The sequence below is a fragment of the Pseudoduganella sp. LjRoot289 genome (assembly GCF_964252925.1).
Lineage (GTDB): Bacteria > Pseudomonadota > Gammaproteobacteria > Burkholderiales > Burkholderiaceae_D > Rugamonas.
In genome coordinates, this window is the sequence record NZ_CAXUPN020000001.1 from 6,170,765 (window position 1) to 6,184,710 (window position 13,946).

Consider the following 13,946-nt stretch of genomic DNA (forward strand, 5'->3'; position numbering starts at 1 on the left):
ATTGCCGCGCGCTCCCGCCGGCTCGTTCTTTTAAGGAAATAACATGTCCGCACCAAACCAGAAAATCCGTATCCGCCTGAAAGCTTTCGACTACAAGCTGATCGACCAGTCCGCACTGGAAATCGTTGACACCGCGAAGCGCACCGGCGCCGTGGTAAAAGGTCCAGTACCGCTGCCAACCCGCATCCAGCGTTTCGACGTGCTGCGTTCCCCGCACGTCAACAAGACTTCGCGCGACCAGTTCGAAATCCGCACCCACCAGCGCCTGATGGACATCGTCGACCCAACCGACAAGACCGTTGACGCGCTGATGAAGCTGGACCTGCCAGCTGGCGTGGACGTAGAAATCAAACTGCAATAATTGATTTCGGCAAGGCGGCGGCTTCATCGCTGCCGCCAGCCCACCGGGGCCGGGACTTGCGCTTAACCGCGCAGCTCCCGGCCCCGGTGCCGTTTACGGCCGTTTTTTTGCGCGTGCTTGCACTACACCGGAATGGCACGCGGCAGCGATGGACGGCGGCCCAGCAGGTGGGCCAGCTTGCGCAGCGCACCGGCCAGGCGCGCACGTTCGCGGATGCTGCCCAGTGAAATGCGGATGGCGTTGGGCGGCTGCGCGCCGCTGTCGAAGGCGTCCGATGCGATCAGCGTCAGGCCTTCGGCATGCGCCGCGCGCGCCAGTTCGGCCGAATCCCAGTAGTCCGGCAAGGGCAGCCAGAGGTGGATGCCGTCGTGCGCGCCCGCGTCGGCCGGCGGGCGCAGGCCGGCCAGGATCTGCGCCGCCAGCCGCTGGCGCGCCTGCGCCTCTTCCCGCACCCCGGCCAGCAGGCGCTGCGCTGCGCCGTCGTGTATCCACTGCGTCACCAGCGCGCCGGCCAGGGGCGAAGGCATCAGCACCAGCGCGCGCAGCGCCAGGACGAAGCGCTCGCGCACCTGCGCATCCGGCACCACGATAAAGGCCGTGCGCAGCCCCGGCGCCAGGCACTTCGACAGCGTGGAAATGTAATACACATGGCGCGGGGCCAGTTGCGCCAGGGGCGCAGGTGGCGTGTGCTGCGCCACGCCGCGCCATGGCGCAGCGCCGGCCGTGCCGGCGTCCGCATGCACGCCACCAGTGTCCGCGCCGCCAGCCAGCAGCCAGTACGGATCGTCCTCGATGATGGCGGCGCCGCAGCGGATCGCGGTCTGGGCGATTTCGCGCCGGCGCGGTTCCGGCATGGTGTGCGTGGTGGGGTTCTGCAGCGTGGGGTTCAGGTAGATCAAACAAGTGCGCTGCTGCCGCTGGTGTTTTCTGCAAGCCTGCTCCAGTGCGTCGGGCCGCATGCCATGCGCGTCGACGTCCACCGCCACCACTTGCCTGTCCAGCTGCCCGGCCGCCGCGCGCAGGCCGGGGTAGACCGCCGGCTCGGCCAGGATCACGTCGCCCGGCCGGGTCAGCGCCAGGATCATCGCCGCCAGCGCGCACTGGGCGCCGGGGCAGGCCACGATGTGCTCGGGATCCACCTTGCCCAGCATAGGCGCCAGCCAGATGGCGCCCGCCGCGCGGTCGGCCGGGCTGCCGCCGCCCAGCTGGTAGCTCATCAGCAAATCGCTGTCGGTGCGCATCAGCACCTGGGACAGGCCCTGCTTCAGCATGTCGTCGAAATCCACGCCGGCCGGCGGCGGCGGGATATTCATGCCCAGGTCCAGCATGGGCGCCAGCTCCACCTTGGGCGCGGCCGCGTAGGTGCCGCGCGCGCCGTGGCCTTCGAGCAGGTGGCGGCGCTTGGCCTCGTCGTAGGCGCGGGTCACGGTGGTCAGATCCACCCCCAGCAGCGCTGCCAGGCGGCGCTGCGGCGGCAGCCGGTCGCCCGGCTGCAAGCGGCCGTCGGACAGCGCGCGCTCGATGAAGCCGGCGATCTGCAGGTAGCGCGGGCCGCCGTCCGGGCTGAAGTGGCCTAGCCAGCCAGGCGACCCGGCCGCTTGTATGGAGGAAGTCTGGGACACTGTGTCTCGATGTATGGGTTTTGTCGCATTTTAGACTGCATGAAACGTAAATTATCCATACAAGGCTAACCATGTGCAACAAGCTCCTCAAGCGAGTGCCTCATCTTCGCGGTGCTGTTCGCCACCTACGGCGTGTTGGCCAAGGCGACGGCTGGCGGGCCCGGCTGCAAGCAGCTGTTCGAACTGCCTTTCGTGCTGGGTGAAACCATGCTGCTGCTGTCCGGCAGTTTCACCTTCGGCATGGCCAGCCTGGCCGCGCCGGACGCAGCAATGCAGGCCTGACCCCAGGGGTGGACTTTGGGGGCGCGGGGCGGTAGAGTCTGCGGGTGTTGAATTTATGGAAATGGTATGGCCAGGACTATCCTGATTGTGGAGGATGAGCAGGCGATCGCGGACGGCATCGCTTATGCGCTGCGCACCGATGGCTTTGCGCCGCGCCATGTGATGCTGGGCGAACAGGCGCTGGCGGTCATGCGCGGCGAGCCGGGAACGGCGCTGCCGGACTTGGTGGTGCTCGATATCGGTTTGCCGGATATGAGCGGGCTGGAGGTGTGCCGCCGCCTGCGCCAGTTCTCGGACGCGCCCGTCATCTTCCTGACCGCCCGCAGCGACGAGATCGACCGCGTCGTCGGCCTGGAGATCGGCGCGGACGACTACGTGACCAAGCCGTTTTCGCCGCGCGAACTGGTGGCGCGCATCCGCGTCATTCTGCGCCGGGTTGCGCCCGCCGCCGCACCCGCCGCCGCACCCGCCGTTGCCTCCCCCGTGGCACCTGCCGCCGCACTTGCCGCACCACCTGCCGCCGCCCAGCCGCCCGCCACCCAGCCTCCATGCGCCCCGCAAGCGGCCGCGCCGTTTGAACTGCGTGCGCTGGAAGCCCGCATCCTGTACCGCGGCCGCCCGCTGGACCTGACGCGCTACGAGTACCTGCTGCTGAAAACCCTGGTCGAGCATCCCGGCCATGTGCTGTCGCGCGCGCAGCTGATGGACCGCGTCTGGACCGACTCGCCCGACACCCTGGACCGCACCGTGGACGCCCACGTCAAATCCCTGCGCGCCAAGCTGCGCGCCGTCGCGCCCGACGCCGACGCTATCCAGACCCACCGCGGCCTGGGCTACAGCCTCGCCCTGCCATGAGGATCGGCCTGCGCATCCTGCTCGGCTACTTCCTGGTGGTCGGCCTGGCCGCGTGGTTCCTGCTGAATGTCTTCATGGCCGAGGTGAAGCCCGGCGTCCGCGCCACCCAGGAGGATGCGCTGGTCGGCACCGCCCACCTGCTGGCCGCGCTGGTCGCCCCCGACCTGAAGGCCGGCACGCTGCTCTCTTCCGGCGTGCTGCCCCGCCTCCGCGACCATGCGCGCGGCGCCATCCGCGCCCATATCAGCGGCATGCCGAAGGCGCGCCTGGACTACCGCATCTACATCACCGACGCCAGGGGCATCGTGCTGTTCGACAGCGACGGCCGCGACACCGGCAAGGACTACTCGCGCTGGAACGACGTCTACCTGACGCTGCGCGGCAAATACGGCGCCCGCAGCACGCGCTCCGACCCGGACGACGAGGACAGCACCGTCATGCATGTCGCCGCGCCCATCCTGGACCAGGATCGCCTGATCGGCGTGCTGACCGTGGCCAAGCCCAACGCCGGCGTGCAGGCTTTCGTCGAGCGCAGCCAGCAATCCATCCTGCGCGGCGGCGCGGTGCTGCTCGGCCTGTCGCTGCTGATCGGCCTGGCGGTGGCGTGGTGGCTGGCGCGCGCGCTGGGCAAGCTGATGTCGTATGCGGCCGACGTCGAGGCGGGCCGCAAGGTGGTGCTGCCGGCGCTGGGCAATAACGAAATCGGCACGCTGGGCCGGGCGCTGGAGGCGATGCGCGCTCGGCTCGAGGGCAAGGAATACGCGGAGCAGCTGATGCATACGCTGGCCCATGAGCTGAAGTCCCCGATCGCGGCGATCCAGGCTTCGGCCGAATTGCTGCAGGAGGAGATGCCCGAGCAGGAGCGGCAACATTTCCTCGGCAATATCGTCAGCCAGAACGCGCGCCAGAAGCAGCTGATCGACAAGCTGCTGGCGCTGGTGCGCGTCGAGCAGCAGCAGCGGCTCGACGTGACGGAAAGCGTGGAGCTGCACGCGCTGGCGCGGCAGGTGGCTGACGACTTCGCCGGCGCGCTGGCGGCGGCCGGCCTGCGGCTCGACATCGCCGACGCGGGACCGGTGCCAGGACGGGGTGCGGATGGCGCAAGCAGCATGGAAGGCGGTTTGGGCCGGGAAGCTCTGGATGGCCCGGATGGCGCCCCTGCAGGCGACGCTGGCAGCGCAGCGCGCGCCGTCGGGCGGCCGGCCGGCGGTGTGCTGGCGCCTGCGCCCGACACCGGTGCCGGCGCGCGGGGCGACGCGGATGTGGCGCCGCTGCTGGTGCGCGGCGACGCGCTCCTGCTGCGCCAGGCGCTGGGCAACCTGCTCGACAACGCGATCGGCTTTTCGCCGCGGGGTGGGCTGGTGCGCATCGATCTGGAGCGCGGGGCGGACGAGGTGGCCATCTCGGTGCGCGACGACGGCCCCGGCGTGCCGCCCTATGCGGCGCAGCGCCTGTTCGAACGCTTCTATTCGCTGCCGCGCCCCGGCGCCGGCAAAAGCACCGGCCTGGGTCTGCCCTTCGTGCGCGAGGTGGCGGCGCTGCACGGCGGCTCGGTGACGGTGGCCAGCGAACCGGGCGGCGGCTGCCGCGCCCGCCTGGCGCTGCCGCTGCCGCTGGCCATCTGACTCTCCATCCCGCTCATACCAGCTTCATACCCGCTTCATACGCGCTTCACATCGGCCGCACACGCGGCGCACCCCGGCCGCATCGTCCCTGCATACAGGTTTCCTACACTGGCCGCACTCTCAACCAACAGGAAACCCCATGCAGAAGAAACTGCTCCTGAAAGTCTGCATCATCGTCGCGCTGATGCTCTTGCTCGGCATCCCGCTGCTGATGATACAGTCCACCGTCCGCGAGCGGATGGCTTACCGCGACGACGCGGCGCGCAGCATCGCCGAGGATTCGGTCGGAGAACAGACCGTGGTCGGCCCCGTGCTGGTCATCCCCTATGTCGAGGAAATCGAGTCGCGCGACGAGGACGGCGCCGACGGCAAGCCGCGCACCAAGACCCGCACCGTGCGCCGCCACCACCTGGTCTATCCGGACGACCTGAAGGTGGGCGGCAGCATCGCCACCGAGCGCCGCTACCGGGGCATCCACCAGGTGCTGGTCTACAACGGCCAGTACGAGTTCGGCGGCGTCTATGTCGTGCCGCTGCTGGCCGACTTGCCGCGCAGCGGCGCCAACGCGCGCGTGACGACGGTGGGGCGTCCCTACGTGTCGCTGCCGATCGCCGACGTGCGCGGCGTGCGCGCGATTCCGAAAATGAACTGGAACGGCGCAACGCTGGAGTTCGAGCAGGGCGCGCGCCTGGGCGCTTACCAGAGCGGCATGCACGCCGTGCTGCCGGCCGATACGCTGGCTGCGCCGGCGCAGGCCAAGTTCAGCTTCAAGCTCAACCTCGCCGGCATGGAGCGCCAGTATTTTGTGCCGGTCGGCCGCAACAACGTTGTTGCACTGGCCTCGAACTGGCCGCACCCGCAGTTCGGCGGCCGCTTCCTGCCGGAAGAGCGCAAGGTCGGCGACGCCGGCTTCACGGCCACCTGGCGCGTGCCCTCGCTGGCATCCAATGTGCAGCAGCAATTGAGCGCGATGGCGCAGGACGGCTGGAAGGGCGCCGTCCCGGTCGCGGGCAGCCCGGCCTCGTCCGCCGCCGCCCACGCGGCGCTGGCGCGCGGCGACGGTGCCGGCGCAGGGCAGGGCGCTTCGTTCGACACGTCCGTCGACAAGTTCAGCGTGGCCTTTATCGAACCGGTCAACATCTACAGCCAGGCTGACCGCGCCAGCAAATACGGCCTGCTGTTCGTGGCGTTGACCTTCGCCGCCTTTTTCGTGTTCGAGATCCTGAAGGGTCTGCCCATCCATCCGGTGCAGTACGCGCTGGTCGGCATGGCGCTGGCGCTGTTCTTCCTGCTGCTGCTGGGCCTGTCCGAGCATGCGCCCTTCGCCGTCGCCTACCTGGTCGCCAGCGCGGCCTGCATCGGCCTGCTGTCCTACTACCTGGGCTATGTGCTGCGCGACCGCTGGCGCGGCCTGGCCTTCGGCAGCGGCCTGATCCTGCTGTACGCCGCGCTGTACGGCCTGCTGGTCTCGGAAAACAACGCGCTGGTGCTGGGCAGCCTGCTGCTGTTCGCCGTGCTGGCCGCGCTGATGGTGGCCACCCGCAAGGTCGACTGGTATCGGATCGAAAGCTGATGCCGGCAATGAAAAATGCCCGCATCGCGGCGGGCATTTCAGGTAGCGCGGGGCGCTTAGCGCGCCAGGCGCTTGCGGCGGCTCGCCGCCAGGCCGGCCAGACCCAGGCCGAACAGGGCCAGGCTGGCCGGTTCCGGCACCGCGGAGCTTGCATTGAAGGCGACACTGCTCAGTCTGCCATCGATGCGCGTATGACTAAGATTGGCGTAACCGAATTCAAATGAGAAATAGCTCGAGTCGCCGGCTGTGAAATTGCGCGTTACTTGCTGTGCGACATCGCCGGTCAGACCGAACGCATTCTGATAGGAATAGATGCCTTGGTTGGTATAGAGATACTCCGTTGCCGTGTTGCGATAAGCATATGCGTCCAGCTGGTCTATACGATAGTTACTGGTGTTCGCGCTTAGGCCGTAGGCGTTGTACAGATGCGCCTGGGCGCCCGTCAGGTTTTTTAGCAGGGTGATGCCGCCGACGGTGGTGCTGACCGTTACTGCCAGATTACTTCCGTAGCTATACGCCTCGCTGGATTGGGAGGACTGGTATTCCGTGGCAGTCTGGCGGTCAAAGCTGATGGTCTGGCTGTAGCTCCTTCCGGCCAGGCTGGCCCCGGCGGCGCCGAATACGCCCGCATAGTCTGTTCCGGAGTCGATGGTACCCGTCGCGGTACTGCGGATGATGGCTGCGCTGGCGGGGGTGGCGATGGCGATGGCGCACAGCAGGGCTGCGGTGATGCGGGAGAGCTGGTTCAACATGGCGTCTTGATGGGGGAGTAAATGAGATTCCACGAGGTAAGCAAAATTTATTCCTGGGAATATATATTCCCTAAAATCAAATACTTGCGGATGGCATCCCTGGCTGGTCGGCTGCAGGTGTAAAGAATTTCGACATCTGCTTCCGCTGCGACGGCGAAATAGTTCACATACCCCGTACTAAGTTGTTGCGTCAAGGGTCTTTTCGCGATACACTAGCCGGCTTCGGTATGGGATCGCCCTTTTTCTGGCCCGTACTAATTTTTGTAGTTAAACAAAGCCCCGCCCAATCGTAGGTGGGAATGGAGAAAAAATGAGCCTAGGCCTCCTCGGTCGCAAGGTTGGTATGATGCGCATCTTCACGGATGATGGGGATTCGATCCCAGTCACCGTGCTGGACGTGTCGAACAACCGCGTTGCGCAAATCAAAACCCCTGAAACGGATGGTTATTCCGCTGTTCAGGTCGTCTTCGGTCAACGTCGCGCTTCCCGCGTGACCAAAGCCGCAGCCGGTCACTACGCTAAAGCTGGTGTCGAAGCCGGTACTCTGTTGAAAGAGTTCCGTGTTGACGCTGCTAAAGCTGCAGAATTGAAAGCTGGTGAAGTCATCGCCGCTTCGCTGTTCGAAGTTGGTCAAAAGATCGACGTTCAGGGCACGAGCATCGGTAAAGGCTACGCCGGTACCATCAAGCGTCACAACTTCGCTTCCGGCCGTGCTACCCACGGTAACTCGCGTTCGCACAACGTACCAGGCTCGATCGGTATGGCGCAGGACCCGGGTCGCGTATTCCCAGGCAAGCGCATGACCGGCCACATGGGTGACGTTACTGTTACCACCCAGAATCTGGAAATCGCGCGTATCGATGCCGACCGTCAGCTGCTGCTGGTCAAAGGTGCCGTACCTGGTGCGAAAAACGGCCAAGTCGTCGTTTCGCCTGCTGTCAAAGTTAAAGCAAAGAAAGGAGCTTAAACGATGGAACTCAAGCTCCTGAATGCTCAAGGTCAAGCCTCTTCCAACGTCGCCGCCGCTGACACCGTCTTCGGCCGTGATTACAACGAAGCCCTGATCCACCAGATCGTGGTCGCCTACCAAGCCAATGCGCGCAGCGGCAACCGTAAGCAGAAAGACCGTGAAGAAGTCCACCACACGACCAAGAAGCCATGGCGCCAAAAAGGCACCGGCCGCGCTCGTGCTGGTATGTCGTCGTCGCCTCTGTGGCGCGGCGGTGGTCGCATCTTCCCGAACTCGCCTGACGAGAACTTCACCCATAAAGTGAACAAGAAGATGTACCGCGCCGGTATCTGCTCGATTCTGTCGCAGCTGGCTCGCGAAGAGCGCCTGGTGGTGGTTGAAGATTTCGCTATCGAAGCTCCAAAAACCAAACTGCTGTCGCAAAAGCTGAACAGCATGGGTCTGGAGTCGGTACTGATTATCGCCGACAACATCGAAGAAAACCTGCTGCTGGCTTCCCGTAACCTGCCGAACGTGCTGGTTGTCGAGCCACGTCACGCAGATCCAATGTCGCTGGTCTTCTACAAGAAGATCCTGGTCACCAAGGCGGCACTGGCCAAGATTGAGGAGATGCTGGCATGAGCGCAGTCATCAAACACAGCGAAGAGCGCCTGATGAAGGTGCTGCAGGCTCCGGTCATTTCCGAAAAGGCCACCATGGTCGCGGAAAAGAACGAGCAAATCGTGTTCCGCGTACTGCCGGATGCGACCAAGCCTGAAATCAAGGCAGCCGTTGAACTGCTGTTCAAGGTTGAAGTCCTGTCGGTGCAAACCGTCAATCGCGAAGGTAAAGTCAAGCGTTCGGGTCGTTTCACCGGTCGCCGCAACCACACCAAGCGTGCTTTCGTGTGCCTGAAGCCTGGCCAGGAAATCAATTTCTCCGAGGAGGCTAAATAATGGCACTCGTAAAGATGAAGCCAACCTCCCCAGGCCGTCGCGGCATGGTGAAGGTAGTCAACGCCGACCTGTACAAAGGTCGTCCGTTCGCTGCCCTGGTTGAAAAGAAATCCAAAACTGCCGGCCGTAACAACAACGGCCACATCACCACCCGCCACATGGGCGGTGGTCATAAGCAGCACTATCGTCTGGTCGACTTCAAGCGTCAGAAGGATGGCATTCCTGCGAAAGTGGAACGTATCGAATACGATCCAAACCGCACCGCGAATATCGCCCTGCTGTGCTACGCCGACGGCGAGCGCCAGTACATCATCGCAACCAAAGGCATGTCCGTTGGCGACGCAGTGATGAACGGTTCGGAAGCGCCTATCAAGCCGGGCAACTGCCTGCCTATCCGTAACATCCCGGTCGGTACCGTGATGAACTGCGTCGAAATGCTGCCAGGTAAGGGTGCCCAGATGGCCCGTTCCGCCGGCGCCGGCGTCGTCCTGATGGCCCGTGACGGCACCTACGCCCAGGTTCGCCTGCGTTCGGGTGAAGTGCGCCGCGTGCACATCGAGTGCCGCGCGACCGTAGGCGAAGTCGGCAATGCCGAACACAGCCTGCGCAAGATCGGTAAAGCTGGCGCGATGCGCTGGCGCGGTGTTCGTCCTACCGTCCGCGGTGTGGTCATGAACCCGGTCGATCACCCGCACGGTGGTGGTGAAGGTAAAACGGCAGCAGGTCGTCATCCAGTGTCCCCATGGGGCCAGCAGACCAAGGGTAAGAAGACGCGCCGTAACAAGCGTACTACTTCGATGATCGTCTCGCGCCGCGGCAAGAAATAAGGATAAATCATGACTCGTTCATTGAAAAAAGGGCCGTTCTGTGACGCCCACCTGGTGAAAAAAGTCGAAGCCGCGCAAGCGATCAAAGACAAAAAGCCAATCAAAACCTGGTCGCGCCGCTCGACGATCATGCCTGACTTCATCGGTCTGACGATCGCTGTGCACAACGGCAAACTGCACGTACCCGTGTATGTTTCCGAAAACATGGTTGGTCACAAGCTCGGCGAATTCGCGCTGACCCGTACGTTCAAGGGCCACGCTGCTGACAAAAAGGCTAAGAAATAATGGAAACCAAAGCTATCCTCAAAGGCGTGCGCCTGTCGGATCAAAAAGGCCGCCTGGTGGCTGACCTGATCCGCGGCAAAAAGGTTGACGCTGCGCTGAACATTCTGCAATTCAGCCCTAAAAAAGGCGCGGCCATCATCAAGAAAGTGCTGGAGTCCGCAATCGCGAACGCCGAGCACAACGATGGTGCCGACATCGACGAGCTGTTCGTGAAAACGATCTACGTTGAAAAGGGCCCGATCCTGAAGCGCTTCACCGCGCGTGCAAAGGGCCGTGGCGACCGCATTTCGAAACAATCCTGTCACGTGTACGTGACTGTCGGTAACTAAGGAGCTACGATGGGTCAGAAAATTCATCCAACCGGCTTCCGTCTGGCGGTCACCCGTAACTGGGCTTCGCGCTGGTACGCAGGCAACGGCAATTTCGCTGCCATGCTGAACGAAGACTTGAAAGCGCGCGCTTTCCTGAAAAAGAAACTGAAGAACGCCTCCGTCGGCCGCATCGTCATCGAGCGTCCAGCCAAGAACGCGCGCTTCACGATCTACAGCTCGCGTCCAGGCGTGGTCATTGGTAAAAAAGGCGAGGACATCGAAGTACTGAAGTCCGCGCTGACCAAGATCATGGGCGTGCCTGTGCACGTGAACATCGAAGAAATCCGCAAGCCGGAAATCGACTCGCAGCTGATCGCCGATTCGATCTCCCAGCAGCTGGAAAAGCGTATCATGTTCCGCCGCGCCATGAAGCGCGCGATGCAAAACGCCATGCGTCTGGGTGCCCTGGGCATCAAGATCATGTCGTCGGGCCGTCTGAACGGCATCGAGATCGCGCGTAAAGAATGGTACCGCGAAGGCCGCGTGCCTCTGCATACCCTGCGCGCCGACATCGACTACGGCACCAGCGAAGCTTCGACCACGTACGGCATCATCGGCGTCAAGGTTTGGGTCTACAAGGGCGACCGCTCGCCGACCGGCGAAGCGCCAGTCATCGAGACTCCGGCTGACGAGAAGAAAAGCCGCGGTCCACGCCGCGACGATGGCAAGCCTTCGGGCCGTCCACGTCCAGGTCCAGCCGGTGCTAAACCATCCCCGGCAGGTGCTGCCCGTGTGCGTTCCGCGAAACCGGCCGCCGCTGCACCAGCTGAGAAAGCAGGAGAATAACCATGCTGCAACCAGCACGCAGGAAGTATCGTAAAGAGCAGAAAGGCCGCAACACCGGCATTTCGCACAGCCGCGGCACCGCCGTGTCGTTTGGCGAATTCGGTCTGAAGGCAGTTGCTCGCGGTCGTATCACCGCACGTCAAATCGAAGCAGCGCGTCGCGCTATGACCCGTCACATCAAACGTGGCGGTCGTATCTGGATTCGCGTCTTCCCGGACAAGCCAATTTCGAACAAGCCTGCCGAAGTCCGCATGGGTAACGGTAAAGGTAATCCTGAGTACTACGTCGCTGAGATTCAGCCAGGCAAGGTACTGTACGAAATGGATGGCGTCGGTGAAGAACTGGCACGCGAAGCGTTCCGCCTGGCTGCCGCCAAACTGCCCCTGGCTACCACCTTCGTGGTGCGCCAGGTTGGCCAATAAAAGGAGTGAAATATGAAAGCATCTGAACTCCGCGGCAAAGACCAGGCAGCTCTCCAAAAAGAGCTGAACGACCTGCTGAAGGCCCAGTTTGGTCTGCGTATGCAAACCGCTACGCAACAGCTGAGCAATACTTCGCAGCTCAAGAAGGTACGCCGCGACATCGCGCGTGTGAAGACGGTAATGAATCTGAAGGAAGCCAAATGAACCAACCAGTGAAACAGTCGCTCAAGCGCACGCTGATCGGTAAAGTGGTGTCCGACAAGATGGACAAGACCGTTACCGTTCTGATCGAACGTCACGTGAAGCACCCTCTGTACGGCAAGATCATTGTGCGTTCGGCTAAATACCACGCACACGACGAAACCAACCAAGTCAAAGCCGGTGATACGGTCGAGATCCAGGAAGGCCGTCCGATCTCCAAAACGAAGGCGTGGACGGTGACTCGTGTAGTGCAAGCTGCACAAATCGTTTAATTGACGAACCGCCGCACTCTCCGGAGTGGGGCGGTTTTCAATTAGTTCTTGCAAGCCCGCAGGTTGTGTGTAATACTTGCGGGCTTCGTTCATGTAACGCCGCAAAGTGTCTCTCCGCAGACATGGACCGCGGTCAGTACTTGTTTGAAGGTCAAGCACCCAAACAATGGTGAAAGCCATTGGCGGGACCAAGACTGACCGAGAGGTCCACATTGTGTGGATTCTTCGGCTTAAGTTGGGAAAGAGAATACTATGATTCAAACTGAAAGCCGGCTCGAAGTGGCCGACAATACCGGTGCCAAAGAAGTCATGTGCATCAAGGTATTGGGCGGCTCCAAGCGCCGTTATGCTGGCATTGGCGACGTGATCAAGGTAACCGTCAAGGTTGCTGCGCCACGCGGCCGTGTCAAAAAAGGTGAAATTTACAACGCTGTGGTTGTGCGTACCGCTAAAGGTGTGCGCCGCCAAGACGGTTCCCTGGTGAAGTTCGACGGCAATGCCGCCGTTCTGTTGAACGCCAAGCTGGAACCGATTGGTACCCGTATCTTCGGACCTGTCACGCGCGAACTGCGCACTGAGAAGTTCATGAAGATCGTGTCCCTGGCACCGGAAGTCCTGTAAGGAGTCAGTAAATGGATAAGATTCGCAAAAACGACGAAGTCATCGTTTTGACCGGTAAAGACAAGGGCAAGCGCGGCGTCGTGCAGCAACGTATCGATGCTGAACACGTAGTGGTTGACGGCGTCAATGTCGCTAAAAAAGCGCAGAAACCGAACCCGATGACTGGCGTAACTGGTGGCATCGTTGACAAGACCATGCCTATTCACGTGTCCAACGTTGCTCTGTTCAACGCTGCGACCGGCAAGGCAGATCGCGTAGGCTTCAAAGAAGTGGATGGCAAAAAAGTCCGCGTCTTCAAGTCCTCCGGCGAAGTAGTGAAGGGGTAATAAGAATGGCCCGTCTGCAACAAGTTTATAAAGACAAGATCGCCGCTGAGCTGACCGCGAAATTCGGTTACAAGTCGGTCATGGAAGTGCCGCGTCTGACCAAGATCACCCTGAACATGGGTGTCGGTGAGGCGATCGCTGACAAGAAGGTCCTGGAGCACGCCGTTGGCGACCTGACCAAGATCGCTGGCCAGAAGCCAGTGACCACCAAGTCGCGTAAGGCAATCGCAGGTTTCAAAATCCGCGAAGGCTACCCGATCGGTACCATGGTGACCCTGCGCGGCGCCCGTATGTATGAGTTCCTGGATCGTTTCATCACCGTGGCCCTGCCGCGCGTGCGCGACTTCCGTGGCGTGTCCGGTCGTTCGTTCGACGGTCGCGGCAACTACAACATCGGTGTCAAAGAACAGATCATCTTCCCAGAGATCGAGTACGACAAGATCGATGCGCTGCGTGGTATGAACATTTCGATCACCACCACCGCGAAGACCGACGACGAAGCGAAAGCTCTGCTCGCCGCCTTTAAATTCCCGTTCAGGAACTAATAGATCATGGCAAAACTCGCACTGATTAACCGTGAACAGAAGCGTGTCGACCTGGCAAACAAATTCGCTGCCAAGCGCGCCTCGCTGAAGGCCATCATCGACGACCAGTCGAAGACGGAAGAAGAGCGTTACGAAGCCCGCCTGAAACTGCAGGCGCTGCCACGTAACTCCGCTCCGACCCGTCAGCGCAACCGTTGCGCCGTCACCGGTCGTCCACGCGGCACCTTCCGTAAATTCGGTCTGGGCCGTATCAAGCTCCGTGAATTCGCCATGCGTGGTGAAATTCCGGGTATGACTAAAGCCAGCTGGTAATAG

General features: G+C 62.2%; 20 protein-coding genes and 1 pseudogene. 19 read left to right on the top strand and 2 right to left on the bottom strand.

The features are described 5' to 3' along the window. The first annotated feature begins 43 nt into the window (after nucleotides 1–43). On the top strand, nucleotides 44–361 hold the full coding sequence (rpsJ, locus tag ACSQ8Y_RS26495) for a 30S ribosomal protein S10 (protein ID WP_005663509.1): 318 nt from the start codon (nucleotides 44–46) through the stop codon (nucleotides 359–361). 122 nt (nucleotides 362–483) lie between these two features. Here rpsJ and ACSQ8Y_RS26500 read toward each other — a convergent pair whose 3' ends face one another. After that, entirely contained in the window at nucleotides 484–1,983 is a 1,500-nt protein-coding gene (locus ACSQ8Y_RS26500) for a PLP-dependent aminotransferase family protein (protein WP_436269384.1), read from the bottom strand. A gap of 90 nt (nucleotides 1,984–2,073) precedes the next feature. Here ACSQ8Y_RS26500 and ACSQ8Y_RS26505 point away from each other — a divergent pair. From ACSQ8Y_RS26505 to creD, 4 genes and pseudogenes are all read left to right on the top strand, one after another. Continuing rightward, nucleotides 2,074–2,235 (top strand): annotated as a pseudogene (locus ACSQ8Y_RS26505) (cytochrome o ubiquinol oxidase subunit III); the annotation flags it as partial. Between the two features lie 96 nt (nucleotides 2,236–2,331). After that, on the top strand, nucleotides 2,332–3,120 hold the full coding sequence (locus ACSQ8Y_RS26510; RefSeq protein ID WP_436269385.1) for a response regulator: 789 nt from the start codon (nucleotides 2,332–2,334) through the stop codon (nucleotides 3,118–3,120). After that, nucleotides 3,117–4,745, top strand: a complete 1,629-nt coding sequence (gene creC / locus ACSQ8Y_RS26515) for a two-component system sensor histidine kinase CreC (protein WP_436269386.1) — start codon at nucleotides 3,117–3,119, stop codon at nucleotides 4,743–4,745. The genes ACSQ8Y_RS26510 and creC overlap by 4 nt, the downstream gene beginning before the upstream one ends. Nucleotides 4,746–4,884: 139 nt before the next feature. Next, on the top strand, nucleotides 4,885–6,318 hold the full coding sequence (gene creD, locus ACSQ8Y_RS26520; RefSeq protein WP_436269387.1) for a cell envelope integrity protein CreD: 1,434 nt from the start codon (nucleotides 4,885–4,887) through the stop codon (nucleotides 6,316–6,318). 56 nt (nucleotides 6,319–6,374) lie between these two features. Here the strand turns inward: creD and ACSQ8Y_RS26525 are convergent, their stop codons facing one another. Then, complete coding sequence (locus ACSQ8Y_RS26525; RefSeq protein WP_436269388.1) at nucleotides 6,375–7,070, bottom strand: PEP-CTERM sorting domain-containing protein; 696 nt, start codon at nucleotides 7,068–7,070, stop codon at nucleotides 6,375–6,377. A 310-nt stretch (nucleotides 7,071–7,380) separates the two neighbouring features. On the opposite strand from ACSQ8Y_RS26525, the gene rplC reads away from it, so the two are divergent. From rplC to rpsN, 14 genes are all read left to right on the top strand, one after another. Further along, a complete protein-coding gene (gene rplC, locus ACSQ8Y_RS26530; RefSeq protein ID WP_132133176.1) occupies nucleotides 7,381–8,037 on the top strand; it encodes a 50S ribosomal protein L3 in 657 nt (218 codons plus the stop codon). Nucleotides 8,038–8,040: 3 nt separating this feature from the next. After that, nucleotides 8,041–8,661, top strand: a complete 621-nt coding sequence (gene rplD / locus ACSQ8Y_RS26535; protein WP_093556917.1) for a 50S ribosomal protein L4 — start codon at nucleotides 8,041–8,043, stop codon at nucleotides 8,659–8,661. Next, nucleotides 8,658–8,975, top strand: coding sequence for a 50S ribosomal protein L23 (rplW, locus tag ACSQ8Y_RS26540; RefSeq protein WP_161071434.1), 318 nt, complete (start codon nucleotides 8,658–8,660; stop codon nucleotides 8,973–8,975). The genes rplD and rplW overlap by 4 nt, the downstream gene beginning before the upstream one ends. After that, nucleotides 8,975–9,802, top strand: a complete 828-nt coding sequence (rplB, locus tag ACSQ8Y_RS26545) for a 50S ribosomal protein L2 (protein ID WP_436269389.1) — start codon at nucleotides 8,975–8,977, stop codon at nucleotides 9,800–9,802. The genes rplW and rplB overlap by 1 nt, the downstream gene beginning before the upstream one ends. Nucleotides 9,803–9,811: 9 nt before the next feature. Beyond that, on the top strand, nucleotides 9,812–10,087 hold the full coding sequence (rpsS, locus tag ACSQ8Y_RS26550) for a 30S ribosomal protein S19 (protein ID WP_026133139.1): 276 nt from the start codon (nucleotides 9,812–9,814) through the stop codon (nucleotides 10,085–10,087). Next, entirely contained in the window at nucleotides 10,084–10,416 is a 333-nt protein-coding gene (rplV, locus tag ACSQ8Y_RS26555) for a 50S ribosomal protein L22 (protein ID WP_177307311.1), read from the top strand. The genes rpsS and rplV overlap by 4 nt, the downstream gene beginning before the upstream one ends. Before the next feature lie 9 nt (nucleotides 10,417–10,425). Continuing rightward, complete coding sequence (rpsC, locus tag ACSQ8Y_RS26560; protein ID WP_057158346.1) at nucleotides 10,426–11,244, top strand: 30S ribosomal protein S3; 819 nt, start codon at nucleotides 10,426–10,428, stop codon at nucleotides 11,242–11,244. Nucleotides 11,245–11,246: 2 nt separating this feature from the next. Further along, entirely contained in the window at nucleotides 11,247–11,666 is a 420-nt protein-coding gene (gene rplP, locus ACSQ8Y_RS26565; RefSeq protein WP_436269390.1) for a 50S ribosomal protein L16, read from the top strand. A 12-nt stretch (nucleotides 11,667–11,678) separates the two neighbouring features. Further along, a complete protein-coding gene (gene rpmC / locus ACSQ8Y_RS26570) occupies nucleotides 11,679–11,870 on the top strand; it encodes a 50S ribosomal protein L29 (RefSeq protein WP_093556911.1) in 192 nt (63 codons plus the stop codon). Next, complete coding sequence (gene rpsQ, locus ACSQ8Y_RS26575; RefSeq protein ID WP_056404288.1) at nucleotides 11,867–12,139, top strand: 30S ribosomal protein S17; 273 nt, start codon at nucleotides 11,867–11,869, stop codon at nucleotides 12,137–12,139. Before rpmC ends, rpsQ begins: the two co-directional genes overlap by 4 nt. Nucleotides 12,140–12,391: 252 nt before the next feature. Then, nucleotides 12,392–12,760 (top strand): 50S ribosomal protein L14, encoded by a 369-nt coding sequence (rplN, locus tag ACSQ8Y_RS26580; protein ID WP_008444317.1) that lies wholly within the window; start codon nucleotides 12,392–12,394, stop codon nucleotides 12,758–12,760. Nucleotides 12,761–12,771: 11 nt separating this feature from the next. Beyond that, nucleotides 12,772–13,086, top strand: a complete 315-nt coding sequence (rplX, locus tag ACSQ8Y_RS26585) for a 50S ribosomal protein L24 (protein ID WP_436269391.1) — start codon at nucleotides 12,772–12,774, stop codon at nucleotides 13,084–13,086. Nucleotides 13,087–13,091: 5 nt separating this feature from the next. Next, nucleotides 13,092–13,631 carry a 50S ribosomal protein L5 gene (gene rplE, locus ACSQ8Y_RS26590; RefSeq protein ID WP_436269392.1) on the top strand — a complete coding sequence of 180 codons (540 nt, stop codon included), beginning with the start codon at nucleotides 13,092–13,094 and terminating at the stop codon, nucleotides 13,629–13,631. Nucleotides 13,632–13,637: 6 nt separating this feature from the next. Beyond that, complete coding sequence (rpsN, locus tag ACSQ8Y_RS26595; protein ID WP_056404282.1) at nucleotides 13,638–13,943, top strand: 30S ribosomal protein S14; 306 nt, start codon at nucleotides 13,638–13,640, stop codon at nucleotides 13,941–13,943. Nucleotides 13,944–13,946 lie beyond the last annotated feature (3 nt).

What these genes read in the sequence shown, in the direction of transcription:
- rpsQ (WP_056404288.1), top strand. Translation starts at nt 11,867, where the DNA reads ATGAACCAACCAGTGAAACAGTCGCTCAAGCGCACGCTGATCGGTAAA.
- rplC (WP_132133176.1), top strand. Translation starts at nt 7,381, where the DNA reads ATGAGCCTAGGCCTCCTCGGTCGCAAGGTTGGTATGATGCGCATCTTC.
- creC (WP_436269386.1), top strand. Translation starts at nt 3,117, where the DNA reads ATGAGGATCGGCCTGCGCATCCTGCTCGGCTACTTCCTGGTGGTCGGC.
- rpsN (WP_056404282.1), top strand. Translation starts at nt 13,638, where the DNA reads ATGGCAAAACTCGCACTGATTAACCGTGAACAGAAGCGTGTCGACCTG.
- rpsJ (WP_005663509.1), top strand. Translation starts at nt 44, where the DNA reads ATGTCCGCACCAAACCAGAAAATCCGTATCCGCCTGAAAGCTTTCGAC.
- rpsC (WP_057158346.1), top strand. Translation starts at nt 10,426, where the DNA reads ATGGGTCAGAAAATTCATCCAACCGGCTTCCGTCTGGCGGTCACCCGT.
- rplN (WP_008444317.1), top strand. Translation starts at nt 12,392, where the DNA reads ATGATTCAAACTGAAAGCCGGCTCGAAGTGGCCGACAATACCGGTGCC.
- rpmC (WP_093556911.1), top strand. Translation starts at nt 11,679, where the DNA reads ATGAAAGCATCTGAACTCCGCGGCAAAGACCAGGCAGCTCTCCAAAAA.
- ACSQ8Y_RS26510 (WP_436269385.1), top strand. Translation starts at nt 2,332, where the DNA reads ATGGCCAGGACTATCCTGATTGTGGAGGATGAGCAGGCGATCGCGGAC.
- rplE (WP_436269392.1), top strand. Translation starts at nt 13,092, where the DNA reads ATGGCCCGTCTGCAACAAGTTTATAAAGACAAGATCGCCGCTGAGCTG.
- rplB (WP_436269389.1), top strand. Translation starts at nt 8,975, where the DNA reads ATGGCACTCGTAAAGATGAAGCCAACCTCCCCAGGCCGTCGCGGCATG.
- rpsS (WP_026133139.1), top strand. Translation starts at nt 9,812, where the DNA reads ATGACTCGTTCATTGAAAAAAGGGCCGTTCTGTGACGCCCACCTGGTG.
- rplD (WP_093556917.1), top strand. Translation starts at nt 8,041, where the DNA reads ATGGAACTCAAGCTCCTGAATGCTCAAGGTCAAGCCTCTTCCAACGTC.
- rplP (WP_436269390.1), top strand. Translation starts at nt 11,247, where the DNA reads ATGCTGCAACCAGCACGCAGGAAGTATCGTAAAGAGCAGAAAGGCCGC.
- ACSQ8Y_RS26525 (WP_436269388.1), bottom strand. Translation starts at nt 7,070, where the DNA reads ATGTTGAACCAGCTCTCCCGCATCACCGCAGCCCTGCTGTGCGCCATC.
- rplX (WP_436269391.1), top strand. Translation starts at nt 12,772, where the DNA reads ATGGATAAGATTCGCAAAAACGACGAAGTCATCGTTTTGACCGGTAAA.
- creD (WP_436269387.1), top strand. Translation starts at nt 4,885, where the DNA reads ATGCAGAAGAAACTGCTCCTGAAAGTCTGCATCATCGTCGCGCTGATG.
- rplW (WP_161071434.1), top strand. Translation starts at nt 8,658, where the DNA reads ATGAGCGCAGTCATCAAACACAGCGAAGAGCGCCTGATGAAGGTGCTG.